Here is a 22,360-nt window from a genome sequence, read left to right on the forward strand (position 1 = left end):
CATGTTACAGTCATTTTATACGGCATTTACCGGTTTGACAGCGGATAAGACATGGCTTTCGGTTATTTCGGATAATATAGCAAATGTGAATACTATTGGTTATAAAGCGGAAAGGGCAGTATTTGAAGATTTATTGGCACGGAGTTTAACTACTTTTAAAAACGGTGCACCTGTGAACCAAGAGATAGGTGGTGGAACTTATGTGGCAGCCACTGTAAAAGATTTCAGTCAAGGAACTTTTATGAATACGAACAATCCTCTTGATTTAGCACTTGATGGGGAAGGTTTCTTTATGGTTAAAGATTCTGCAGGCGTTACCTATTATACTCGTAACGGAGAATTTAGGCTTGATGCTAATGGCGACCTTATAAATATGCAGGGAATGAAAGTTCAAGGCTGGATGTTAGATGAAAACGGAAACTTAGCAGGAGCTATAGGAAATATTAATGTTCCTATGGATATGAATCCTAAATCTACCACTTATGTTGCTTTTGATGAACCGAGTAATCTTGATTCCAGAGCAGCTTTTATTGTTGATAATCCTAATACTGCTGATGTTGATGAGTCTATATTTAATCCAGCGAACTCATTGACTTATAATTACGTGAATGCCGTAACTGTTTATGATTCTTTGGGTAATCCTCACGAGCTTGATTACTATTTCATCCATAAACAAGATACTTCTGGTAATGCTTACTGGTTGGTTTACGCAAGTTTAGATGGTAAACCTGTGGAGATTCCTAAGGATGGTAGTAATTATGCGTTTTTAAAGATTTCGTTTAAAACAGATGGTAGTTTAGATACTACTGATATTAAGGGCTTTGGAGCGGTAACTGACCAAGGAACAGAAACACTCACTGAAAGTAGCGATAGTGGAGAGTTTACACTGTCTACCTCACCAGTAGTTCCTGGAAGTCTTGGGGATGTTACTTATACTGTTGGTACTGTTACTCGTACCTTGTACGATGATGGAAAGGGTAATTTAATTGATAAGGATACCGGAGATATAAGGGGGAGTATTGATTATTCAACAGGGAAAATATACATCTCAGAATTGGCGAATAATGGGTCTACTGATAGTATTACAGTTGCTTCTTATCAGACTTATGATTCAACGGAAAGTACTAATGCTCTTGACCCAAAACAGATTGAAACGGCAGCTGTTAGCTTAAATAATGGTGCGGCACCAATGAAATTATCTTTTAACATTTTGAACTTAAAGCAGGTGGCGTCTGACTTCATTTTCTATGCGGAGCAGGATGGTAATAGCAAGGGAGATTTAATAGCGTTAGCGGTTAGCGAAGATGGGGTAATAAAGGCGACTTACTCTAACGGCAAGGTTAAGGATATAGCGAGATTGGCTATAGCCACGTTTAAAGATAAAGAGATGTTGGTTAGAAAGGGGGAAGGTTTGTATCTCCCGAATATGCAAACCTTTACACCTGTTATTATGCCTGGAGGAGTTATTTCTAAAGTTAGGAGTGGTATGCTTGAGATGTCAAACGTTGATATAGCAAATGAATTTATAAATCTTATTACAGCTCAGCGTTCTTATCAGGCAAATGCAAGGGTGATAACAACAGATGACCAGATTTTACAGGAAACAATGAACATCAAGAGATAGTGGGGTAGTTGATGGCTGAAGAAGAAAAGAATCAGGAAGGGCAAGAGCAGAAAGGAGGAGGGAAGAAGAAGTTAATATTCCTACTCTTGCTTGTTGTAATTTTAGGAGTTGCTGGTGGTTTAGCTTATAAGTTCTTGGTACTTGATAAAAAGAAGGCTGCTGAATCGCAGGAAAAGCAGGCACAGAAAATCATAGAGGAGATTAAAGCTACAGAGAACGTTGGAATAATGTTTGATTTGGGAACGTTTGTTGTAAACCTTGCTGATAGGGATATAGATAGGTACTTGAAAGTTTCTATTGTTTTAGAGTTGAAAGACCAGAAAGTTCAGCAGGAGGCTCAAAAGAGACTACCAGAGATAAAGGATGCTATAACTACCTTGCTTCTTACGAAAAAATCCTCCGACATCAGAACCCCCGAAGGAATAGAGTTTTTAAAGGAAGAAATAGCTAAAAGAGTAAACGCTATTTTGCCTTTAGGTGGTGTTAAGAACGTTTACTTTACAGACTTTATTATCCAAACGGGATAGTGTAGTAACTATGGCTGAAAACAGGGAAAAGTTAAATATTGAACGTTTTAAAGATGTGAAATTGAGAGTTTCTTTCGTCATAAGCGGTAAGGAGATGCCGTTTTCTAAGGTGATGAAATTGAAGGAGGGAGATTTAATAGAGTTTGAAGATAAAAAAGTTGAAGACTACTTGGACGTTTTACTTAACGGGCAAAAGTTTGGTATAGGAGAGCTTGTTGTAGTTAACGATAAAATAAGCTTGAGGCTCGTTGACCTTGTTTGAAGGGCAGGTTGTTAAGTTTCTTTTAACTTCCTTTTTTGCCATTTTTCTCTTGATTGCTGTTTACTATCTGATTAACAAATTTAACTTTTACTTACCGAGAGCGGGGAAAAGCCGCTATATCAAACTTCTTGAAGTTTTACCTGTCGGGAAGGATTTCTATTTAGCTCTTGTTGAAGTAGGCGAAGATAGACTTCTGTTAGCTTTTACCAATTCATCGGTAAAATTGATAAAGGAATTCAAGGTGAAAGATGGCGATAGCGACAGTTAACGATATCGTTTCTCAGTTTGGACAGGTTGATATAACGCTGAAAATTCTTTTTCTTATAACCATTCTCTCTCTTGCACCTGCCATTTTGATAACCGTTACCTCTTTTACAAGGATAGTAATTATTCTTTCGCTTTTAAGGCACGCTTTGGGAACACCCCAAACACCTCCAAATCAGGTGATTATTGCTCTTTCTCTGTTCTTAACCGTTTTTACTATGGCTCCGACTTTTGAGAAAATCAATCAGGTTGCGTTGCAGCCTTATTTAAAGGGGCAGATTTCAGACGTTGAAGCGGTGAAGCGGTCTGTTGAACCTTTAAAGGAATTTATGTTACGAAACACCAGGAAGGAAGATTTAAAGCTGTTTTTGGATATAAGGGGAGAAAAACCTAAGACGCCTGAGGATGTCTCACTGGTTACTTTGATACCGGCGTTTATGGTGAGTGAGATTAAAACCGCTTTGGAAGTAGTTTTTGTAATATTCTTACCGTTTATAGTTATAGACTTGTTGGTTGCCAGTATTTTGATGTCTATGGGTATGATGATGATTCCGCCTATGATGCTTTCTCTACCGTTTAAATTGATTCTATTTGTTGTTTCTGGTGGCTGGGAACTGCTAATAAAATCTATTATTTTGAGTTACCGATGACGGTAGACCAGGTGATAACTTTGGGAAGGAATATGCTTGAAGTGGCGCTGCTTGTAGGTGCGCCTGTTTTAATTATTACGTTCGTTGTTGGTATTCTGGTCAGTATTTTTCAGGCTGCAACGCAAATTCACGAAATGACGCTTACGTTTATTCCTAAGATACTTGCTGCACTAATTGCCGTTTTTATTTTCGGCGGATGGATGTTTATGAAACTGATGGACTTTATGAGGGAAAACTTTCAGTTTATCGTTAATAACTTCAGGTAGCGATAATGGAATTCTTTGACTATCACCGCTTTTCTGTTTTTCTTTTGGTTCTTTTGCGTATGGCAGGTTTCTTTATGGCTTTTCCGTTTTTCTCAACGGTTTTTATACCTGTGAACGTTAGGATACTTCTGGTAGTTGCCTTTTCCTTTTACGTTTCTGCTTTTGTTAACTCTGTTCCTTCCAACTTTACTTTTGATAACGTTTCTTTGGTAGCTTTTTTGCTGCTTGTTGTTAAGGAAGTTCTCTTGGGGGCTTTTCTATCTTTGGTGGCTATGATTTTTTACGGCGTTGTGATTTATGCTGCTGAGTTGATAAGCTATTTGATGGGCTTGACGGTTGTTAACATGTTTGACCCCACGTTTGGAATGGTTTCTGTTATCGGTAGGTTTTTTATATTTTTGTTCTACGTTGTGTTTTTCGTTTCTGGGGCGTATAAGGTGTTTATTGCAGCGCTTGTTGAGAGTTTTAGGGTTGTGCCGGTGGGGGGATTTTCGTTGGGAGAACCAGTTTTTGAATTTTTCCTGAAGAAAACGGTGCTGATTTTCTCTATGGGATTTCAGCTTGCTTTTCCGTTTCTTATAACGCTTTTTCTTACAAACCTAATTCTTGCGCTTATTAACAGGCTTATTCCTCAAATAAACGTGTTCATAGTGGGTTTGCCGTTTCAGATTTTTGTAGGTTTATTTGCGCTTTTTTTGGGCTTTTTTGTCGTTGTTTATTATTTTGTTAACCTGTCTGAATATATGAATGCAGCGTTGATGGAGATTTTGAAAATCTGGAGTAGATAACTGTGGCTAAAGACCCTTCCAAAACCGAAAAGGCGACGCCGCGGCGGCGGCAGAAAGCGAGGGAAGAGGGACAGGTATTAAAGAGTCAAGACGTTCCTATAGCTTTTTCGCTGGTTGTTATATCGGCATTTCTCTATTTCTACGTTCCTTACGCCTATAAGAAACTTTTACAAGTATTTTCTTACTCTTTTAATTTTTCTGTAGGTGAGAACGTTCATTACCTGATTTATACCCTTTCCTTTGTGTTTATTCTGTTAGTTGCGCCTGTTTTTATCGTTCTTTTGTTTTCTGGAGTTGCCGGTAACGTTGTTCAGTTTGGTTTTCTGGTTAGCTTTAAGCCTTTAGTTCCTAAGCTTGATAACGTTAATCCTATAAAAGGTTTGCAGCGGCTTTTTTCTTTGAAAACGGTGTTTGAAACATTTAGGAATACCCTTAAGTTGTTGGTGGCGCTTGCTATCGGTTATCTGCTTGCAAAACATATACTTGCAGGGTTTTCATCTTTCGGTTTTCTTACTCTTGAGCAGCAGGCGCTATTAATGGTGAAGTTTTCCATTATCGCTTTTTTAGTTTTCGGTTTGCTTTCTGTTCCTATTGCAGCGATTGATTTCTTTTATAGAAGGTGGGAGTATGAAGAAAATCTGAAAATGTCTAAAGAAGAAGTTAAGGAAGAGAGGAAGCAGTATGAAGGACATCCGATAATTAAATCTGCCATCAGGAAGAAACAGAGGGAAATAGCTTTTAAGAGAATGATGGCTAAAGTTCCTGAAGCTGATGTTGTCATTACAAACCCGACTCATTACGCTGTTGCTTTGAAGTATGAAAGGGGTAAGATGAACGCTCCGCAGGTTATAGCTAAGGGAGTGGATAACGTGGCTTTAAAGATTAGGGAGATTGCAGAGGAGCATGGAATTCCGATTGAGGAAAACCCTGAATTAGCAAGGGCTTTGTATGAGAGTTGTGAGGTGGGGGATTTTATACCGGAAGAGTTCTACAGGGCTGTTGCTAAAGTCTTAGCAAAGATTTACAGGCGTAAGAAATTATTGTGAGTTTGCAGTGCTGTTTGAAGAAGGTATCTTAATTTGTGTGAGTATCTGAACTATCTTGTTTGCCATTTCCGGGTCAACGTAGTTCATTACCTGTCCAGCTAAGCGAGTTTTCATGTTGTAAATTATTAACGCTGCTTCTTTGGGGTTGGTCATTTTGGAAATTTTCTGACCTGCTAATTCTGGGTCCATCTTCTCAAATATTTGTGCTAATTTTTTGTACCTTTCGGCTTCTGCCTCTTTGAGTTCTTTCTCCAGCGCTTCCTTTTCAGCTTTCAGTTTTGCTCTTTCCTGTTTTATCTGTTTTAGTAACTCTTCTTTTTTCTGTATGAGTTTTTGCAGTTCGGAGCGTAGTTTAATTAGTTTCTGCATTTCTCTCTGTATTTCCGCTTTTTGGGCTTCCTGTGCTTGAGTTTTATATGGAGTGAAGATGCTACAGAGCAGAACGATTATTATGACCGAGTACTTCATTTATAAACCTCTCCAAAAGCTGGTCTTCCCTCTTCTCAGCTTTTATTTTAATGTTTTTCTCGGTTTTTTCTAATAGTTTTAACCTGCTTTTAGTAAAAGCTATCTTTTCTTTAAGAGAGTTTTCTTTTGTAATGAGTTGTTGGAGTTGTTGATTCAATTTTTCTAAAAGCGTTTTTAGGTGTTTGATGTAGTTATCTTTGATTATCATTTCAAGAGAGTTTTTAGGAAGAAACTTTTTTTTCTTTTCTAATTCCTTATAGGTTTCACTGATTTGTAGTTCAACGGTTCGTATCTCTTCTTGAAGTTTTGACAGCTGGGCGGTTAATGTGTCTAATTCTCTTTTTAAAAGTCTTTTGTAAATTTTCAGGAATTTCATTAGCCCCTGTTTTTAATCATTAGTTGAGCGAGTCTTTGTTGTTCTTTCTTAACGAAGTCGTGAATGAATTTTTGAACGTCAGGCTTTATGTCTTCAAACTTTATGCCGTAACAGTTTGTGCTTCTCCTTGGATAAAAGTTAACTATAGTTCCTTTTAGTGTTAGTCTCCTGTTGTTGAGTGTAAAGTTGATAAGCACTTCTGTCATTTGAGGGATTTCTTTGTTGAGAGTTGATAGTGGTACGCACACTTTGACTCCACCGGCACTGATGTCAACAATTTCTGCTTGAATCCATACGATTTTGTCTTCCCGTTTATCGTATATACCTAAACTTGCCGGTATTTCTACCTCAACTCTGGCGTATTCTCTGCGTTGATATCTTGAAAGTTCAAAGGTGTGGGGGATTTTAAGAACGGTTTTAGTGTTTTCGCGGATAACGTCAACAACTTTTCCTTCTAACGTATAGATACCGTCTCCTTTCCTGATGAATTGTATTTTAACGGTTTCTCCTATTATTGTTGGCGGTACGGGAACGTCATCAAGGATAGCCCAATACATGAACTTTTCATCTTTATCAAATAGGGCTGCATCAACTTTTCTATCGCCGGGCAGAAACAGTTTTGCAGGTTGGAACAACTCTATATCCTTGCTACAGGTGAGAGGAACGAAGTAGGGAACGTAGTCAAATCCTAATTTTTTGCGCATTTCCGTTACTAATTCTTCTTTGGCTTCGGGGTCGATTCTGAGGTATAGGTCCACGACTTTCTCAAAGGGAGCTTTGAATTCAAGGGTTAGGAAGGGGTCTCTACCTAATTTCCTTGAGTAAGTCCATAAAATTTCAGCTTCCTCTTCTGTTAAACCTCTTTCCAGAGCCTCTCTTATAAAGGAGTTTTTAAGTTTTTTCTCTTGAAGGTAGCTTTTAATCAGTCCGGCTAAGATGATGAAGAGTAGGAAGGATACAATAAGGAGGATGAATATTAACAGAGTTGTTGAACCTGCAGAAGGAAACTTGAGAAACGTCAGCCGTCCCATCCTACTTTTTTATCTCCTAATTAACGGATATTGCCTATTATTTTAACATACAGGAAGTTTTTAAATTGCAAATTTTGCAGTCGGGCGTTTTTCTGCAGATTTCTTTGCAGTGTTTTACGATGAGAGCGTGGAACTCTTTATAGTCTTCTATGGAAGCGTTGTGGCGGTTGAATTCTGTTTCTACCAGAGTGCGCAGGTTTTCGTAAGGTTCGTTTTCTTTTTGGGTTATTCCGAGGCGGTAAAAGAGTCTTTTGGCGTAGGCGTCAATTACGAAGATTTTTTTATTAAGGGCGTATAGGAGTATTGAATCGGCGGTTTCCCTGCCGATGCCTTTTACTTTTAGGAGTTTTTTCCTGATGGTTTGAAGGTTTTCTTTTTTCAAAGTTTCAAGTCCACCGTTTTCTACGATAAATAGGCTTAGGTTTTTGAGGTAGTTGGCTTTTTGTTTGTAGAAACCTGCAGGTTTGATGAGTGATTGGAGGAGAGGGAGGGGGGTGGAGAGGATTTTTTCTGGAAAGAGAAGGTTATGGCTTTTCAAGTTTTCTATTGCTTTTTCTACGTTCTGCCAATTTGTATTTTGAGTGAGTACTGCACCCACGCAGACTTCAAAGGGCGTTTCTGCGGGCCACCAGTTTTGTTTTCCGTAAGTTGACAGTAGTTTCTGGTAAACTTTCCATACCATTGCGGTGAAATTCTATAACAGGAGAAATTGAGATGATAGATTTGCATACACACACCGTTTTTAGCGATGGAGTTTTAATTCCCAGTGAGCTTGTTAGGAGAGCTGAGAATATAGGTTACAGGGCTGTTGCCATAACAGACCACGTTGATTTTTCAAACTACGAGTTTGTCCTGGAAAACTTATGGAAAACGGTTGAAATATTGAACGAGGAAACTTCTTTGTTTGTTATACCTGGAGTGGAAATTACTCACGTTCCGCCTAAAAAAATTCCTGAGCTGATTTTAAAGTGTAAAGATATGGGAGCGGCTATTGTTGTTGTTCACGGTGAAACGGTAGTTGAACCTGTAGCACCGGGAACTAACAGGGCTGCTATAGAGGGAGGTGCAGATATTCTTGCACATCCTGGTTTAATAACAGAAGAGGATGTAAGGTTGGCTGTGGAGAACGGCGTTTATTTGGAAATTACCGCGAGGAAGGGACATAACGTAACCAACGGTCACGTTGTGAGGGTTGGTAGGGAACTTGGTGCCAAGTTTGTGATAAATACCGATGCTCACGCACCTGGGGATTTAATTTCAAGGGATTTTGCGGCAGTTGTAGGTAGAGGTGCAGGGTTAACGGTGGAGGAAGTGGAAGAATGCTTCATTAATAGCGAATGTCTTGTAAAACTTGCGAAAGAAAGAATGATGTTCTAAATTTTCTTCTGTCTTTTGGAGGCGGACGGGGGCTGGTGTCCCTCCCGGACTTCAAATCCGGTGGTCCCGCTAAGAGCGGGATGGTGGGTTCGATTCCCATCCGCCTCCGCCACTTATTGTTCTACTTTAACGTTTTCCGGTTTTATCCTGGCAAAACGTCTCTTTCCTACCTGGAGGATTAATTCTTCTTTGAGGACGTCAATTTTTACTGTATCGTCCGTTACTTTCTCACCGTTTACTCTTACGCCTCCACCCTTTATCTGTCTTCTGCCTTCTGAAGTTGACTTGACAAGTCCAGCTTCTTTTAGGAGTCTTGGAAGCCATATCGGGTTTTCCGGTATCGTTATTGCTGGTTCTGGAACGTTTTCTGGAATTTCTCTTTTGGAAAATACTTTTTCAAAGTGTTCTCTTGCTTTTTTCGCAGCTTCTTCTCCGTGGAACGTTTTTACTATCGTTTCGGCAAGGCGCTTCTTTGCTTCCATCGGATGAAGTGTGCCATCTTCCACTGCTTTTTTCATCTTTTCTATCTCTTCCTCGGGCACTCTCGTAACTAACTTGTAGTAGCGCCACATAAGTTCGTCTGAGATTCTCATCACTTTGCCGAACTGTTCTTCGGGTGGTTCTAAAATGCCTATGTAATTACCTAAAGATTTACTCATCTTCTGAACGCCGTCCAATCCTTCAAGAATCGGCATCATTATGCAGGTTTGTTCTTCCTGCCCGTGCTCTCTCTGGAGGTGCCTTCCTATGAGTAGGTTGAACTTCTGGTCTGTTCCGCCCAGCTCCACATCTGCTTTTAGAACTACCGAGTCGTATCCCTGAAGTAGTGGGTAGATAAATTCGTGGATGTGTATGGGACGCTGTTCTTTGAACCTTTTGGCAAAGTCGTCTCTTTCAAGCATTCTCGCAACGGTGTATTTGGAAGCTAACTTTATGAGGTCAGCTGCAGACATTTCTCCTAACCACTCGCTGTTAAAAACGACAACGGTTTTTTCCGGGTCAAGTATTTTAAATACCTGCTTGGCGTATGTTTCGGCGTTTTTGAGGACTTCTTCTCTTGTTAGAGGTGGTCTTGTTTCGGATTTTCCTGTAGGGTCTCCTATCATCGCTGTGAAATCGCCTATAAGGAAGTAAACTTCGTGTCCTAATTCCTGAAAGTCTCTGAGTTTCCAGAGAAGAACTGTATGTCCTAAGTGGAGGTCTGGAGCTGTTGGGTCAAAGCCTGCTTTTACTATCAATTTTTTTCCTTTTTTGAGTTTTTCTAAGAGCTGTTCTTCGCCTATTATCTCTGCTGTTCCTCTCTTAATGATTTCAAGCTGTTTTTCCGGTGTCATTTCCTTCTCCTGATAGCGTTATTTCCATTGCGGTTTCATCACAGTTGGGGAATTTTACACAGTTTATGCAGTCGCGCCATATTTTGTGGGGGAGGGAATTTTTGTCTATTTCTTTAAAACCTAACTTCTTGAAGAATTCAACCTGATATGTGAGCGTGAAAACGCGTTCTATTCCTAATTCCTTTGCTTCCTCAAGAGATTTTTTTACCAGCAGCGTTCCGATGCCTTTCCTGACGTGTTCTGGTGCGACGGCTAACGAGCGTATTTCTGCGAGGTCGCTCCAGAATATCGTTAGAGCACACGTTCCAACAACTTCGCCGTTTTCTTCGCAGACCCAGAAATCCCTTATGTTTTCGTAGATACTGTTGATTGAGCGGGGGAGCATCAATCCCTGTTTGGCGTATTCGTTAATGAGATACTGGATTTTTTCTGCATCGGATATGAGGGCTTTTCTTACGTTTCTCAATTTGCTGCCTCTCTGTTAAATTTCCAGTCCTTCAATATATCCTTTTTCAAACGCTTTGTCTGTAGCCAAATCTAAAACGGTCGCTTTTTCTTTGATTTTTTCTGCTTCTTCTAAGTTTCCTGTTAGTAAGAGTGAGGCGCCTTTAAGTGCAAGGTTACCTTTTGGGATTGGGACGGGTAGGTTTTCAGGTATAACCTTTAGACCTTTGATGCTTCTTGAGTCAAGATGACTTCCAAAATCACCGCTGAAGAAAAGGTAATCCGGTATTTTTCTACCGTTTGTCAGGGCGTAAAGCCCTCCATAAATAGCTCCTTTTGCTAAAAGGAATTTTCTTACATCTGATTGGGTTAAAGCAATTAACGAATCTTCATCTTTGTAAAGAACAAAGGCTTTTTCACCTTCTATGGTTTCAATATAGTTGTTTATCAGCGGAGGTAGGTTATCTGTAAAAGTTCCTTCTCTGTTGAGAACTTTAAAGCTTTTTAGCAGGTGTATAAGGTCAAAGTAAGCGCTTGCACATAAACCTGCAGGTTTTTTGTTTCCTATGGTCAGAAACCTAAAGCTTCTGCCATCAAAGAAAACTTTGTAGATTGCTCCTTCAACTGCTCTCATTCCGGAAAAAAGTCCTACTCCTTCAAAGGCTGGTCCTGCGGGGACAGAGGAAGCTAAGAAGGTATCTTCTGTTATGAGTCCCATCTCTGCGTTCGTTCCTAAGTCTGCTATGAGGAAAGAGTCTATTCCTTCTTTCTTTATGGCTAAAACGTTTGATAGGAAGTCTGAGCCGACGAATCCGCCTATTAGAGGAGGAAATATGAACGTTGTGTTTTCAAAACCTTCTACGCCTAATTCTTTTCCTGTCTTAATTACTGTATCTGAGACTATAGGAGAAAAGGGATGCGCTTCAAAGCTTTTTACCGGCAGGTTCAAAAGAAAGTGATGGATTACCGGGTTTGATACGGCGATAACTTTGGAAATTTTAGTGTTGAATTCTTTGAGAATCAGTTTGATAGATTTGAGAAGGAGTTCTCTCTCTTTACTGTAGAAACCTTTGGCTCCCTGTTCTACTCTGGTTACGATGTCTGCACCGAAGACAGATTGCAGGTTGAGAGTTTTAAGTCTTTTTATGAACTTTCCTGTGTTTAAATCAAAAGCAGCGGTTTCTATTCCTGTTGTTCCTACGTCAAGGGCAACGCCTATGCCTGTTTCTGACGATGGAAGGATGTCTGGTAGAGGTTCACCAGTGTATATGAGGTTTTCTTCGGCTATTTCTACTTCACCTTCAAAAGGTCCCCAGAACAGGCAGGAGATGACGTCTTTGCCGCTTATTTTTACAGTGCATTTGCCGCAGATTCCCCTTCCGCCGCAGTAGGCGGATTTTATCAGTCCTTTTTCTCTCAGGACGCGGTAGAGGGTTTTGTCGGGGGGGATGGAGACGTGGATTTTCATTTTATTTCCAGTCCTCTTGCTTTGAGGAAATCTTTGAATTTATCAAGTGTTCTTACCAGCTCTTCTGATTTTTTGAGAGCAATTTTGACTGTGTCTATGATTATTTCGGTTTCCCAGGGGTAAGTATGGGTTAGAATGTTCCTCAGTTCTCTTAATTCTTTCCACTTTTGTGCTGATTCAATGAGTTCAAGCCTTTCAAGTCTGTTTAAAATGTCTATAAACGGTTTGTTTCTGACTTCTTCGCCTAAAAATTCAAGCGTTAGTGGGAAGAGTTTTTCTCCCATAGAGTCCTGCAGTTTGGAGAATCGGAAGATAAATGAGTCTATCGTTTCTACTTTTTCGGGATTCTGGAGAATTTTTTCGTCTATTCTGTTCCAGCTTTCTATTTTCTTCTTGGAGTAAACGAGACGTTCTCTATGTTTTTCCAGTTCATTGAAAACTACTTTAAGGTCTTTCAAATTTTTACTCCTTTACTCTTTGCTTCTCTGCATATGAATTCCTGGCAGTCTTTCCTTTTAATTACTACATCTATCTTCTGGTCTCCGATGGCATCTTTTAGTTTTACTAAAAACTTTATTTTCTTTTCAACAACGTTTTGATAGTTATCGGTTTCTACATAAATGTCTATATCTCCGCCTTTCTTTGAATCGTCAACGCGAGAACCAAAAATCCACACCTCCACCCCCTCCCCAAACACTTCCACCGCTGTTTCCTTTATAGCTTTAATCTCTTCCTTGCTAAGCCTCATTTTTAGTAAACCGGCGTTAGCCAGTGTGAATACTTTTCGTTTTCCCCTTTAACGATGGAGAAGTAAGTTTCCTGCAGTTGTTTCGTTACTTTTCCGATTTCGCCGTTTCCTATAGTTACGTGGTCAACCTGAACAATTGGTGCCACCTGAGCAGCAGTTCCTGTGAAGAACGCTTCATCTGCTACGTAGATTTCGCTTCTTAGAATCGGGCGCTCTTCAACTTCTATGCCTAATTCCTCTTTTGCGATTTCTATTACAGCGTTTCTTGTAATACCTTCAAGTATGTTGCTTGACGGCGGGGGCGTTATGAGTTTGCCGTTTTTTACTATAAATAGGTTTTCCCCGCTTCCTTCTGCTACCGTTCCATCCGGGTTTAGCATTATCGCTTCATCGTATCCGTTCATAAGCGCTTCTGTTTTTGCAAAGGCGCTGTTAACGTAAGCGCCGGCTACCTTGCAGCGTGCCGGTATCATAGTGTCGTTTATTCTGTGCCAGGAGGACGTTTTAGCCTTTAAACCTTTTGAAAGGTCAAGGTAATCACCTAAGGGCAGGGTATATATTGCAACTTCCGTTCTGTATCCTACTAACTTCGGGGAAATTTTGAGGTCGGCAAAGTAGGCTATGGGTCTTATGTAGGTGTCTTCTCTGTGCTGGCACTTCCTTAAGAGTTCAACGGTTATTTCTGTTAACTCTTCTGCTGATAGCGTGACGTTGAGGTTGAGGATTTTGCAGTTTCTCAGCATTCTTTCGTAGTGTTCTTTTAGAAAAAGTCCGAAAAGTTGCTGTTTTTCTTCGTTCCAGTATGCCCTTATACCTTCAAATACTGCTGTTCCGTAGTGGAAGGAATTTGTCTGAATGTTTATGTTTGCTTCTTCAATTGGAACGAACTTTCCTTCAAAGTAAGCGTATCTCTTATCCATTTAATGCCTCCGCGTTTTTTCTCCTGTAAATAACAATTGCTATTCCTACTGCAACCATTATTATACTTATCACCTGATTGTTGCTGAAAGTGCCTAAAATGTCTTTTGGCGTTGCTCTCCAGAACTCAATGAGGAAGCGGAAAATGCCGTAAAGGATAAGGTAAAAGCCGAAAATTTCGCCTGTAGCCTTTCTCCTTTTGTAGAGCAGGTAGAGAATTCCGGCTATGAGGAAGTTTGCCAGCGAAGATATGGGCTGAGTTGGATAGAGGGGGACGTTTAAGGGTGCAGCAGAATGGGGATTGTGGAATACAATTGCAAACGGAGCGTGACAGACTTTACCGTAGCAGCATCCTGCCATCGTGCAGCCGATTCTTCCAAACCCCAAACCTATGGAAAGGGCAATTGAAGTAATGTCTGCGAATTTCCATACGGGGATTTTCCTCTTCCTTATAAAATATATCGCCGTTATTGCGCCGAATATTACGCCGCCGTACCAGACAAGTCCTCCCTGCCAGAAGAAAAAGATTCTATACCAAGGGTTTAAATATTCTGGATTGTAGAGGAAAAAGAAGAGCCTCGCGCCAATCATTCCGGCTATTACACTCCAGAAAGCCGTATCGGCTATGTCTTTTGTGTTTAGTCCTTCCTTTTCGGCTAACTTCATCAAAGCCAAAGAACCGAAAAAGATACCTAAAGCAACCATTACGCCGTAGGTGTAAATCGTGATAGGACCTATCTTGAACAGGATTGGATGCATCTATTCCTCCGAAATGAGAGATATTACTCTGTCTTTTGTAAGGAGAAGAATAGCAAAATAAAGAGAAGCAGAGATAGTAATTACTGCCGTTACTGTTAATACGTGAGCCAAAAAGCTGTTGAGCTTGAAGTAAAGCTGGTTTCCTACAAGTGATGTAATCACTATCGGTAAGGAGAGGACTGTGTATTTTATCGGGAGTTTCCAGAAATCTTTCCTTTCGTCGTAGTGGTTGAACTTAGAAAGGAGCGCAAAGACGTTGAGCGCAGAAGTCAGTGAGGTTCCTATCGCCAATCCCATTACGCCTAAGTGGAATCCGAAGCATAGAATCAGGTTTATAAACAGGTTGAACAGAAGGGTGTAGGCTGAGATTTTAACGGGGAGTTTGTATTCGTCTAAGGAGTAGAAGGCGTTGGTGAGGATTTTTTCGGCAGAAAAGAAAAACAAACCTAAAGAATAGCCTATAAGAACTTTATAGGTTTCGTTGAGCGCTTCTTCCGAGAACGCGCCGTGGTTGAAAATCAGGTCTATTATGGCTTTCCCGAAAAAGATTAGTCCTACGGAAGCGGGAACAACGATTGCCGAACAGAAGGTGAGTCCTGCCTTTAAGTCTCTATTAAATCCTTTCTCTCCTACTTTTTTGGAAAGTCTTGGCAGAAGAACCTGAGAGAGCCCTATAGCGAACATTCCTAAGGGTAGCTGAACGAACCTGTTGGCGTAGTAAAGGTAGGAGATTGCTCCAGCCTTTAAAAACGACGCCAAAACGGTATCTATGAGCATGGAAACCTGTCTTACGGCAAAGCCGAAAATGCCGGGTATCACGTTTTTTAGTGTCTTTTTCACGTCTTCAGACAGTGAAAGTATGGGGCGCGGTATCGCTTTTAGTCTTTTTAAGAATATTAGCTGGAGAATTAGTTGTAGGATTCCCCCTGCCACCACACCGATAGCGAGTGCTTCTACTCCCAATTTTTCTGAGAGTAGAAGAGTAGAAAGGATTATTGCTAAGTTAAACAGAACTGTTGAGAATGCAGGCGCAAAAAAATGTTCAAATCCGTTCAGGATTCCGCCGTAGAAGGCAACCAGACTGACCATCAAAATGTAAGGAAACATCTCTCTCAGCAGTTTTATTGCCTCTGAATAGCTTGTTCCTTTTAATCCTGGAGCAACTACCTTTATCACGTAGGGAGCTGCCAATTCTCCTATCAAAACAGTTAAACTCAGAGAAACGAGCAGAACCGTTAAAAACTCTCCTGCAAACTTCAGTGCTTCCTCTTTTGAAACTTTCAGCTTTTTGGCAAAAGCCGGAGTGAACGCTGAACTGAAAGCGCCTTCTGCAAATATTCTCCTTAATAGGTTGGGAATCCTAAACGCAACGAAAAACGCATCTGTTGTAGAGGAAGCACCGAACGATGAGGCGATGATTACGTCCCTTAAGAGACCGAACACTCTACTTGCGAATATGGAAACAGAAACTACGAGGGAGGAGCGAAAAATCCCCTTTGACATCCAAGTTCTCCATTTTTACCTTTGTCTCTCAAAAGAGTTAAAATCTACCAAAATTTTTTGAGGTGGTAAATGAAAGTTTGCATAATCGGTGCCGGCGTGGTGGGAAGCTACCTGGCGAAGAAGCTTTCCAAAGAGAACCACGAAATTGCTATTGTTGACGTTGATTCTTCCAAGCTTGAGCAGATTTCCTACAACTACGACGTTTTAGCTGTGAACTGTAATGCTTTGAACGTTAACTGTTTGAAGGAAGTGGAAGATTTTGACCTTTTTGTTGTGGTGACAGAGAGCGATGAGAAGAATATAGCGATAGCCACGCTGCTGAGGGCTTTGTTCAAAAAAGACAAAATAATAGTAAGAGTTAGCAATAAAGCCTTTTCTTCTCCGCCTGTAAGGGAACTTTTGGGTTGCGATACTGTCAATATACTGTCTGAAACTGTTCAAAACGTTATATACCAGATTAAATTTCCTTTCGCCAAAAGCGTTGTGAAGTTGGAAAAAGAAGGAATTGTTATAGTTGCCTACAGCGTGAAAGTAGAGGACAGCATATGCGGTAAACAGATAGCAGAGTTAAGAGATGTTAGAGAGAAGATAGACTTCACGATTGTTGCTATAGAGAGAGAGGGGAAAACTATAATTCCCAAAGGGGATAACTATATATACCCTGGAGATAAAATTTACGTTGCAGTTAAAGAGGAAGACGTAGAAAAGTTGTTCACTAATTTAGGAATATCCTACGAACCTGTTAAGCTGGTGTTCGTTTTCGGTTTTTCCAGGTTTACGGAAGAGCTTCTCTCAAAACTTTCAGATTTCAGCAGTTTGCGCGTTAAGTTTATATCTCCCGACAGAGAGGTGTGTGAGAGAATTTCGGGCGAGTTTCCGAACATTTCCGTTTTCCACGGGGAGCTTACCGATATGGAACTTTTAAAGCAGGAAAATATTGGAGATGCCGACCTCTGCGTTGCGATGACGGAAGATGAGGAGACCAACATCCTTACCTGTATTCTTTCTAAAAGGCTTGGATGCAAAAAAGCATCTTCCCTTATAATGCACCCTGAGTATGAAAAGCTTATTGAATCTATTGGAATTGACGTTCCTCTTGCCCCTAGAAAACTTTTAGCTTCCAAGGTTTATAGCCGGTTGAGTTCTAAAAGTATCTTAGAACTTCTTGAGATTTCTGAAGACCTTGACGTTATAGAAACCATCGTTCCTGAGGAAATTGACGGGAAAAGGGTTTCTGAAGTAGGAAAAGACTTGTGCGGTTTAGTTGTAGCTGTGAAAAGGGGGAATGAAGCGGAGATTGTGAAAGGTAATACCGTCTTGCACAGCGGGGATACAATAATCTGCGTGGAGAAAAGAGGATGAATTTTAAGGTGATATTTAGGAACGTGTCTTTCCTTCTATTTTTGCTTTCCCTTTCCTTTCTGTTGCCAGCTTTTTATTCTCTGTGGGAAAGAGATGGATTATTCATGGATTACCTCTATCCGATTATTCTTTCCTTTTCTATCTTTTTGGTGGGAATTCAGTTTGAAAATGAAGAGCCTGATATAAAAGAAGCTATTCTTACGGTAGTTCTTGTATGGTTCCTTTTCCCGGCTTTGTCCGCATTTTTTTACGTGAAAACAGGTGCTATACCTAACCCTTTTGATGCCTACTTTGAGTCGGTTTCAGGGTTTACAACTACGGGGGCTTCAATCCTTACTAACGTTGAAGCGTTGCCCAAAAGCGTTTTGTTGTGGCGTTCTACAACGCACTGGATAGGTGGAATCGGTTTTGTCGTCTTTTCCCTTTCTCTCCTTCCTGCGATTGGGGCAGGTGGTGCGCAGCTTATGAGGTTTGAGGCTTCTAAAGCTATGGAAGAGAAAGTTCTGCCGAGAGTTAAGGAAGTTGCAAGGGCAATTTTGGTCGTTTATTTAGCGTTGACGTTGAGTGAAATAGCACTACTAAAGCTTGCAGGGATGTCTTTGTATGAGGCGGTGAACCATACGTTTGCGACGGTGGCGACGGGGGGATTTTCTACTAAGAATGCAAGCGTTGGAGCTTTTCATTCCTTTGCTGTTGAGATGATAATAGCTGTTTTTATGCTTTTAGGGGCTACAAACCTTTCTCTCTATTATAGAGCGTTCAGGAAGAGGAGTTTTAAAGAATTTTTTGGTTATTACGAAGTCAAATCACTGCTGACGATAACTGTGTTCGCTACTATTTTCTCAACGGTAATTCTTTTGCTTGACCACGTTTACCACAATCCTGTCACAGCTTTTAGGTATGCCTTTTTCCAGATAGCAACAGCTGTTTCCACAACAGGTTTCTCTTCTACAGATTACACCAACTGGCCCCCGGCAATTTTAGCTTTGATAATGATTCTTTCTCTTATAGGTGCTTGTGCAGGTTCAACTGCAGGAGGTATAAAGCAGTTCAGGTTTTTGGTTATGTTAAAAACTATTTATCAGGAATTGAAGAAGACGGCACATCCGCGGCTTGTATATAAGATTACGTTGGGAGACAAAAGTCTTGATTTTACGATAATAAACACCATATGGGCGTTTATTTCCATTTACTTTATGTTAACTGTTATGTTTGGCTTTATTATCACTCTGTCCGGCTACGACTTGGTTACTTCCTTTTCTGCTTCTATTGCATGTATAACAAGTTTAGGTCCTGGGCTTGCAAAAGTTGGTCCTGCCGGCAATTTTAGTTTCTTCCCGTGGTTTGATAAGTTTCTACTATCTGTAGAAATGATATTGGGAAGACTGGAAGTTCTTACCGTTATGACGATTTTCCTGCCGTTTTTCTGGGAAAAGTAACTAATACCTTTTGTTAAGTTCCCAGTTCCAGGCGGTGCGAACTATGTAATTAAGGTCATCGTATTTAGGCTTCCAGTTTAGAGTTTTCTTTATCTTTTCTGCATCTGCCACTAATATAGGAGGGTCGCCAGGGCGTCTCTCCGTTTCTTCAACCTTAAAGTCAATACCGGTAACTTTCTTACATGCATCTATTACCTCTTTTACCGAGTATCCGTGACCATATCCGCAGTTAAAAACGTTGCTTTCGGCGCCATCCATCAAGTATTGCAGTGAAAGGTAATGAGCTTCTGCTAAATCTGTAACGTGAATGTAGTCTCTTATGCACGTTCCGTCTGGCGTTGGATAATCGGTTCCAAATATCTTTATAGACTCTCTTTCTCCTTTTGCCGTTTTTAAGATGAGCGGGATGAGGTGTGTTTCCGGATTGTGGCTTTCTCCTATAAGTCCCGATTCGTCGGCGCCGGCTGCGTTGAAGTAGCGGAGTGAAACGTATTTTAAGCCGTAGGCTTGACTGAACTCTTTTAACATTCTTTCAACTACCGCTTTTGAAGAACCGTACGGATTTATCGGATTAATAGGTTCCGATTCTTTTATTGGAATATTTTCTGGTATTCCGTAAACTGCTGCTGTTGAGGAGAAAATAAATCTGTTCACATTTGTTTCTATCATAGTTTTGAGGAGGTTGAGAGTTGAAACGGTGTTGTTGAGGTAGTATTTGAGGGGATTTTTAACGGATTCCCCAACTTCTATAAAGGCAGCAAAATGCATGACTGCATCGGGCTTGAACGAATTTAAAACGCTTTTCATAAACTCTGTATCTCCAACGTCTCCTACTACTAATTGGGTATCTAAAACTGCTTCCTTGTGTCCTTTGGACAAGTTATCTACAACTAAGACTTCAATATTTTTCTCTTTTAGAAGTTTAACTACGTGGCTACCTATATATCCTGCTCCACCCGTTATTAAAACTTTCAAAATTGCCTCCTACTAAGGAAAAATTTCGTTGCCATGTATCCTGCAACACCACCAGTACAGTCTGCTACTATGTCAAATAAGTCGCAACTCCGGTAAGGTAAGAAAAATTGAACAAACTCAATAAATCCTCCAAACAAGAGAATTGCTAAGAAGGTCTTTATAAAGTCTTTGCTGTAGCCTACAAAAAAGAGGGATGAGTAAACCGAAAAAGCCAGAAAATGACTTAGTTTGTCTGAATTTGCAATTTCTACGCTTTTTGGAGTAAAGGAAAGGTAGAGAATTATAATACAGTAGATGATAAAGGTTATTTTTGAAAGTTTTTCATATTCCTTTAAGGAAAGAAACAAGTTCTTCCTCCCAGGTGGGAATTTCTACGTTTAACAATTTTGATAGTTTTTCATTACTCATTGCAGAGAATTCTGGTCTTTTTGCAGGAAGGGAAAAGATACTTGAGGAAACTGGCCGGATGAATTTTTTTATGCCTTTTATTTCGAAGATTTTTTTTGCCCACTCGTAGCGGGAGGCACATCCCGAATTTGTAAGGTGGTAGAGTCCTTTTAATCCACTTTTAAAAGCTTTAAGTGTGTAATTTACAATGGTATTTGTTGAGGTCGGGACGGAAATTTCGTCATAAGATACTTTTAGGTACTCATTAGTTTTAGCCCAAGATAGAAGCTTATATATAAAGTTTTGCTTTCCGTTTCCGTAAACCCAGCTTACGCGAAAAATCAGGAAGTTTTCAGTTTCTTCTTTCAAAAAAATTTCTCCTGTTAATTTGCTCCTACCGTATTCGCTTAAAGGAAAGGGTGAGTCTTCTTCTACGTAAAGACCGTTTTCCTTTTTTCCGTCAAATACATAGTCTGTACTGAAATGGATAAGAAATGATTTAAATTTTCGGCAAGCATAAGCCAAGTTTTTTACTCCGGAAGCATTTACCTTAAAAGCAGTTACGTAATCTTCTTCTGCTTTATCAACGGCGTTGTAGGCTGCACAATTTATTACAACGTCCGGCTTGTATTCTTCAAAAACCTTTTTTACCTGGTCAAAGTCGGATATGTCGCACTCTTCCCTTTTTAACCCCCAAACGCTATTTCTTTTGCTCTCTTCCGATTTCAATCTTTTCAGGAACTCCTGTCCTAACTGTCCTCCAGCCCCGAAAATAAGGTATTTCATCTCTTATAAACCTTCTCCCAGTATTCTTTTAACGATTTAACTTTCCTATTTACCCAGTCCATATTATCAAGATACCACTTTACAGTTTTTTCTATTCCCTCTTCAAACTTTATTTTTGCTTTCCAGCCTATTTCTTTTTCTATCTTTTCTGTATTCAATGAGTATCTAAAATCGTGTCCCGGTCTGTCCTCTACAAAGGTTATTAAACTTTCTGATTTGTTAAACAAAGAGAGTATCGCTTTTACTACGTCTATATTTCTTTTTTCTTCTCCGCTTCCGACGTTGTATATCTCTCCCGGTTTCCCTTTCTCCATTGTTTCAAACACTGCTTCTGCGCAGTCGGAGACAAAAAGCCACTCTCTAACGTTCTTTCCTGTCCCGTAAACGGGGATAGGCTCGTCGTTTAAAGCTTTTAGTATGACTACCGGGATGAGCTTTTCTGGATACTGCCAGTAACCGTAGTTGTTTGAAGGTCTTACCGTTATAACAGGAAGTCCATAAGTTCTGAAGTAAGCCCTGCCTAACATATCTGCTGCAGCTTTACTGACAGAGTAGGGGGAATTTGGATTTAAAGGCGTATCCTCAAAAAACTGCCCTTCTTCCCCTAATTCCCCATAAACTTCGTCTGTGGCTATGTTAATAAAAAGAGAAACTCCGCTGTTTTTGGCAGCGTCTAAAAGAATCTGCGTACCTTTAACGTTTGTTTCTATGAAAGGAGAGGCATCTAAAATGCTTCTGTCAACATGGCTTTCAGCTGCCCAGTGGACAACTACGTCGGGCTTTTCTTTCGCAAAAATCCACTCTACAAACTCTCTATTCCCTATATCTGCCTTGTAAAAGGTTATCTTCTTTTCAACTTCCTTTAACCTTTCTAAATCTCCAGCGTAGGTCAGCTTATCTACAACTACTGTCTCTAATCCTCTTTCAACTGATTGTCTTACAAATTCGCTTCCTATAAATCCGGCTCCGCCCGTTACCAGTATTTTCATCGTTTCTCCTTGTAGGTGAAATTAATTTCTACGTCCTTAAGTAAAGGAGCGTTCCTGTCTTTTTCGGAGAGAATGGGTTCTGTTTGTAGGGGTCAGTTTATATCTATTTCTGGGTCATTCCACCTTACATTTCTATCATGTTCGGGGGAGTACTCGTTTCCAGAGACCTTATAAATTATTTCTGCTTCTTCAGAAAGGGTTAAAAAGCTGTGAGCAAACCCAGGGGGTATCCATAGCATCAGTTTATTTTCTTCAGAAAGCTCTATGCCGAACCATTTTTTGAATGTCGGGCTTCCTTTCCTTAAATCTACTGCTACATCAAAGATTTTTCCTTTTATGCACTTTACTAATTTACCCTGAGCAGCTGGTTCGTCTTGAAAATGAAGTCCTCTTAAAACGCCTTTTTTTGACCTTGAATGGTTATCCTGAACGAAATCTGCGTCTATTCCTGCTTTCAGAAAATCTGAACGTTTATAAAATTCAAGAAAAAACCCTCTTTCATCTCCGAATACTATAGGTTCAATAATTAAAAGGTCCGGAATCCCTGTTGCTCTGAACTTTAGCGGCAT

At 40.2% G+C, this 22,360-nt stretch carries 27 protein-coding genes, 1 tRNA gene and 1 pseudogene; 12 read left to right on the plus strand and 17 right to left on the minus strand.

What is annotated here, in order from left to right:
- The first annotated feature begins 1 nt into the window (after position 1).
- The 8 genes from QOL23_RS05710 to flhB are packed head-to-tail and all read left to right on the plus strand — an operon-like array spanning position 2 to position 5,427.
- On the plus strand, positions 2–1,624 hold the full coding sequence (locus QOL23_RS05710; RefSeq protein WP_283400622.1) for a flagellar hook protein FlgE: 1,623 nt from the start codon (positions 2–4) through the stop codon (positions 1,622–1,624).
- Between the two features lie 11 nt (positions 1,625–1,635).
- Positions 1,636–2,151, plus strand: a complete 516-nt coding sequence (locus tag QOL23_RS05715) for a flagellar basal body-associated FliL family protein (RefSeq protein WP_283400623.1) — start codon at positions 1,636–1,638, stop codon at positions 2,149–2,151.
- 10 nt (positions 2,152–2,161) lie between these two features.
- Positions 2,162–2,413 (plus strand): FliM/FliN family flagellar motor switch protein, encoded by a 252-nt coding sequence (locus QOL23_RS05720; RefSeq protein ID WP_283400624.1) that lies wholly within the window; start codon positions 2,162–2,164, stop codon positions 2,411–2,413.
- Positions 2,400–2,681: a flagellar biosynthetic protein FliO gene (gene fliO, locus QOL23_RS05725; protein WP_283400625.1), complete on the plus strand. Its 282-nt coding sequence runs from the start codon at positions 2,400–2,402 to the stop codon at positions 2,679–2,681. Before QOL23_RS05720 ends, fliO begins: the two co-directional genes overlap by 14 nt.
- Positions 2,662–3,327 carry a flagellar type III secretion system pore protein FliP gene (gene fliP / locus QOL23_RS05730; RefSeq protein ID WP_283400626.1) on the plus strand — a complete coding sequence of 222 codons (666 nt, stop codon included), beginning with the start codon at positions 2,662–2,664 and terminating at the stop codon, positions 3,325–3,327. Before fliO ends, fliP begins: the two co-directional genes overlap by 20 nt.
- Positions 3,324–3,593 carry a flagellar biosynthesis protein FliQ gene (gene fliQ, locus QOL23_RS05735; RefSeq protein ID WP_283400627.1) on the plus strand — a complete coding sequence of 90 codons (270 nt, stop codon included), beginning with the start codon at positions 3,324–3,326 and terminating at the stop codon, positions 3,591–3,593. The genes fliP and fliQ overlap by 4 nt, the downstream gene beginning before the upstream one ends.
- 5 nt (positions 3,594–3,598) lie before the next feature.
- Positions 3,599–4,381, plus strand: coding sequence for a flagellar biosynthetic protein FliR (locus QOL23_RS05740; RefSeq protein WP_283400628.1), 783 nt, complete (start codon positions 3,599–3,601; stop codon positions 4,379–4,381).
- A gap of 2 nt (positions 4,382–4,383) precedes the next feature.
- On the plus strand, positions 4,384–5,427 hold the full coding sequence (gene flhB / locus QOL23_RS05745; protein ID WP_283400629.1) for a flagellar biosynthesis protein FlhB: 1,044 nt from the start codon (positions 4,384–4,386) through the stop codon (positions 5,425–5,427).
- On the opposite strand, the gene QOL23_RS05750 is transcribed toward flhB, so the two are convergent.
- The 4 genes from QOL23_RS05750 to QOL23_RS05765 are packed head-to-tail and all read right to left on the minus strand — an operon-like array spanning position 5,419 to position 7,984.
- Positions 5,419–5,895: a MotE family protein gene (locus QOL23_RS05750; protein WP_283400630.1), complete on the minus strand. Its 477-nt coding sequence runs from the start codon at positions 5,893–5,895 to the stop codon at positions 5,419–5,421. The genes flhB and QOL23_RS05750 overlap by 9 nt on opposite strands.
- Complete coding sequence (locus QOL23_RS05755) at positions 5,858–6,271, minus strand: hypothetical protein (RefSeq protein WP_283400631.1); 414 nt, start codon at positions 6,269–6,271, stop codon at positions 5,858–5,860. Before QOL23_RS05755 ends, QOL23_RS05750 begins: the two co-directional genes overlap by 38 nt.
- Positions 6,271–7,302, minus strand: coding sequence for a flagellar brake protein (locus QOL23_RS05760; RefSeq protein ID WP_283400632.1), 1,032 nt, complete (start codon positions 7,300–7,302; stop codon positions 6,271–6,273). The genes QOL23_RS05755 and QOL23_RS05760 overlap by 1 nt, the downstream gene beginning before the upstream one ends.
- Positions 7,303–7,339: 37 nt before the next feature.
- Positions 7,340–7,984, minus strand: a complete 645-nt coding sequence (locus QOL23_RS05765) for an endonuclease III domain-containing protein (protein WP_283400633.1) — start codon at positions 7,982–7,984, stop codon at positions 7,340–7,342.
- 32 nt (positions 7,985–8,016) lie between these two features.
- Between QOL23_RS05765 and QOL23_RS05770 the strand changes: the two genes are divergently transcribed.
- A complete protein-coding gene (locus QOL23_RS05770; protein WP_283400634.1) occupies positions 8,017–8,679 on the plus strand; it encodes a histidinol phosphate phosphatase domain-containing protein in 663 nt (220 codons plus the stop codon).
- Between the two features lie 17 nt (positions 8,680–8,696).
- Positions 8,697–8,791 (plus strand) — tRNA-Sec (locus QOL23_RS05775).
- A gap of 1 nt (position 8,792) precedes the next feature.
- Here QOL23_RS05775 and tyrS read toward each other — a convergent pair.
- Genes tyrS through murJ form a run of 8 tightly spaced genes read right to left on the minus strand, consistent with a single transcriptional unit; the run spans position 8,793 to position 15,853 of the window.
- A complete protein-coding gene (gene tyrS, locus QOL23_RS05780) occupies positions 8,793–10,013 on the minus strand; it encodes a tyrosine--tRNA ligase (protein WP_283400635.1) in 1,221 nt (406 codons plus the stop codon).
- The gene (locus tag QOL23_RS05785; RefSeq protein ID WP_283400636.1) at positions 9,991–10,479 is read right to left on the minus strand and encodes an N-acetyltransferase; all 489 of its coding nucleotides are present in this window, start codon (positions 10,477–10,479) and stop codon (positions 9,991–9,993) included. Before QOL23_RS05785 ends, tyrS begins: the two co-directional genes overlap by 23 nt.
- Before the next feature lie 15 nt (positions 10,480–10,494).
- Positions 10,495–11,925 carry an ASKHA domain-containing protein gene (locus QOL23_RS05790; RefSeq protein WP_283400637.1) on the minus strand — a complete coding sequence of 477 codons (1,431 nt, stop codon included), beginning with the start codon at positions 11,923–11,925 and terminating at the stop codon, positions 10,495–10,497.
- A complete protein-coding gene (locus tag QOL23_RS05795; protein ID WP_283400638.1) occupies positions 11,922–12,383 on the minus strand; it encodes a HepT-like ribonuclease domain-containing protein in 462 nt (153 codons plus the stop codon). The genes QOL23_RS05790 and QOL23_RS05795 overlap by 4 nt, the downstream gene beginning before the upstream one ends.
- Complete coding sequence (locus QOL23_RS05800; RefSeq protein ID WP_283400639.1) at positions 12,380–12,673, minus strand: nucleotidyltransferase domain-containing protein; 294 nt, start codon at positions 12,671–12,673, stop codon at positions 12,380–12,382. The genes QOL23_RS05795 and QOL23_RS05800 overlap by 4 nt, the downstream gene beginning before the upstream one ends.
- A 2-nt stretch (positions 12,674–12,675) precedes the next feature.
- Positions 12,676–13,593 (minus strand): branched-chain amino acid transaminase, encoded by a 918-nt coding sequence (locus QOL23_RS05805; protein ID WP_283400640.1) that lies wholly within the window; start codon positions 13,591–13,593, stop codon positions 12,676–12,678.
- Positions 13,586–14,350: a prolipoprotein diacylglyceryl transferase gene (lgt, locus tag QOL23_RS05810; RefSeq protein ID WP_283400641.1), complete on the minus strand. Its 765-nt coding sequence runs from the start codon at positions 14,348–14,350 to the stop codon at positions 13,586–13,588. Before lgt ends, QOL23_RS05805 begins: the two co-directional genes overlap by 8 nt.
- Positions 14,351–15,853, minus strand: coding sequence for a murein biosynthesis integral membrane protein MurJ (gene murJ, locus QOL23_RS05815; RefSeq protein WP_283400642.1), 1,503 nt, complete (start codon positions 15,851–15,853; stop codon positions 14,351–14,353). It abuts the gene before it with no gap.
- A gap of 69 nt (positions 15,854–15,922) precedes the next feature.
- Here murJ and trkA point away from each other — a divergent pair, with 69 nt between their 5' ends.
- Entirely contained in the window at positions 15,923–17,215 is a 1,293-nt protein-coding gene (gene trkA, locus QOL23_RS05820) for a Trk system potassium transporter TrkA (RefSeq protein WP_283400643.1), read from the plus strand.
- Positions 17,212–18,654: a TrkH family potassium uptake protein gene (locus QOL23_RS05825; protein WP_283400644.1), complete on the plus strand. Its 1,443-nt coding sequence runs from the start codon at positions 17,212–17,214 to the stop codon at positions 18,652–18,654. The genes trkA and QOL23_RS05825 overlap by 4 nt, the downstream gene beginning before the upstream one ends.
- Here the strand turns inward: QOL23_RS05825 and galE are convergent, their stop codons facing one another.
- The 5 genes and pseudogenes from galE to rfbC form a co-directional block, all read right to left on the minus strand.
- On the minus strand, positions 18,655–19,629 hold the full coding sequence (gene galE / locus QOL23_RS05830; RefSeq protein WP_283400645.1) for a UDP-glucose 4-epimerase GalE: 975 nt from the start codon (positions 19,627–19,629) through the stop codon (positions 18,655–18,657).
- Positions 19,626–19,976, minus strand: a complete 351-nt coding sequence (locus tag QOL23_RS05835; protein WP_283400646.1) for a VanZ family protein — start codon at positions 19,974–19,976, stop codon at positions 19,626–19,628. The genes galE and QOL23_RS05835 overlap by 4 nt, the downstream gene beginning before the upstream one ends.
- Positions 19,951–20,802: a dTDP-4-dehydrorhamnose reductase gene (gene rfbD / locus QOL23_RS05840; protein WP_283400647.1), complete on the minus strand. Its 852-nt coding sequence runs from the start codon at positions 20,800–20,802 to the stop codon at positions 19,951–19,953. Before rfbD ends, QOL23_RS05835 begins: the two co-directional genes overlap by 26 nt.
- Positions 20,799–21,791: a dTDP-glucose 4,6-dehydratase gene (gene rfbB / locus QOL23_RS05845; RefSeq protein WP_283400648.1), complete on the minus strand. Its 993-nt coding sequence runs from the start codon at positions 21,789–21,791 to the stop codon at positions 20,799–20,801. The genes rfbD and rfbB overlap by 4 nt, the downstream gene beginning before the upstream one ends.
- A pseudogene (rfbC, locus tag QOL23_RS05850) lies at positions 21,788–22,360 on the minus strand (dTDP-4-dehydrorhamnose 3,5-epimerase). Before rfbC ends, rfbB begins: the two are co-directional and overlap by 4 nt.

Origin of the sequence: Desulfurobacterium pacificum (assembly GCF_900182835.1) — a bacterium.
Classification (GTDB): domain Bacteria; phylum Aquificota; class Aquificia; order Desulfurobacteriales; family Desulfurobacteriaceae; genus Desulfurobacterium_B; species Desulfurobacterium_B pacificum.

What these genes read in the sequence shown, in the direction of transcription:
- QOL23_RS05720 (WP_283400624.1), top strand. Translation starts at nt 2,162, where the DNA reads ATGGCTGAAAACAGGGAAAAGTTAAATATTGAACGTTTTAAAGATGTG.
- lgt (WP_283400641.1), bottom strand. Translation starts at nt 14,350, where the DNA reads ATGCATCCAATCCTGTTCAAGATAGGTCCTATCACGATTTACACCTAC.
- QOL23_RS05805 (WP_283400640.1), bottom strand. Translation starts at nt 13,593, where the DNA reads ATGGATAAGAGATACGCTTACTTTGAAGGAAAGTTCGTTCCAATTGAA.
- murJ (WP_283400642.1), bottom strand. Translation starts at nt 15,853, where the DNA reads ATGTCAAAGGGGATTTTTCGCTCCTCCCTCGTAGTTTCTGTTTCCATA.
- QOL23_RS05710 (WP_283400622.1), top strand. Translation starts at nt 2, where the DNA reads ATGTTACAGTCATTTTATACGGCATTTACCGGTTTGACAGCGGATAAG.
- QOL23_RS05750 (WP_283400630.1), bottom strand. Translation starts at nt 5,895, where the DNA reads ATGAAGTACTCGGTCATAATAATCGTTCTGCTCTGTAGCATCTTCACT.
- fliP (WP_283400626.1), top strand. Translation starts at nt 2,662, where the DNA reads ATGGCGATAGCGACAGTTAACGATATCGTTTCTCAGTTTGGACAGGTT.
- QOL23_RS05800 (WP_283400639.1), bottom strand. Translation starts at nt 12,673, where the DNA reads ATGAGGCTTAGCAAGGAAGAGATTAAAGCTATAAAGGAAACAGCGGTG.
- rfbD (WP_283400647.1), bottom strand. Translation starts at nt 20,802, where the DNA reads ATGAAATACCTTATTTTCGGGGCTGGAGGACAGTTAGGACAGGAGTTC.
- QOL23_RS05790 (WP_283400637.1), bottom strand. Translation starts at nt 11,925, where the DNA reads ATGAAAATCCACGTCTCCATCCCCCCCGACAAAACCCTCTACCGCGTC.
- QOL23_RS05770 (WP_283400634.1), top strand. Translation starts at nt 8,017, where the DNA reads ATGATAGATTTGCATACACACACCGTTTTTAGCGATGGAGTTTTAATT.
- rfbB (WP_283400648.1), bottom strand. Translation starts at nt 21,791, where the DNA reads ATGAAAATACTGGTAACGGGCGGAGCCGGATTTATAGGAAGCGAATTT.
- tyrS (WP_283400635.1), bottom strand. Translation starts at nt 10,013, where the DNA reads ATGACACCGGAAAAACAGCTTGAAATCATTAAGAGAGGAACAGCAGAG.
- fliQ (WP_283400627.1), top strand. Translation starts at nt 3,324, where the DNA reads ATGACGGTAGACCAGGTGATAACTTTGGGAAGGAATATGCTTGAAGTG.
- QOL23_RS05715 (WP_283400623.1), top strand. Translation starts at nt 1,636, where the DNA reads ATGGCTGAAGAAGAAAAGAATCAGGAAGGGCAAGAGCAGAAAGGAGGA.
- QOL23_RS05825 (WP_283400644.1), top strand. Translation starts at nt 17,212, where the DNA reads ATGAATTTTAAGGTGATATTTAGGAACGTGTCTTTCCTTCTATTTTTG.
- QOL23_RS05765 (WP_283400633.1), bottom strand. Translation starts at nt 7,984, where the DNA reads ATGGTATGGAAAGTTTACCAGAAACTACTGTCAACTTACGGAAAACAA.
- QOL23_RS05760 (WP_283400632.1), bottom strand. Translation starts at nt 7,302, where the DNA reads ATGGGACGGCTGACGTTTCTCAAGTTTCCTTCTGCAGGTTCAACAACT.
- trkA (WP_283400643.1), top strand. Translation starts at nt 15,923, where the DNA reads ATGAAAGTTTGCATAATCGGTGCCGGCGTGGTGGGAAGCTACCTGGCG.
- QOL23_RS05755 (WP_283400631.1), bottom strand. Translation starts at nt 6,271, where the DNA reads ATGAAATTCCTGAAAATTTACAAAAGACTTTTAAAAAGAGAATTAGAC.
- QOL23_RS05740 (WP_283400628.1), top strand. Translation starts at nt 3,599, where the DNA reads ATGGAATTCTTTGACTATCACCGCTTTTCTGTTTTTCTTTTGGTTCTT.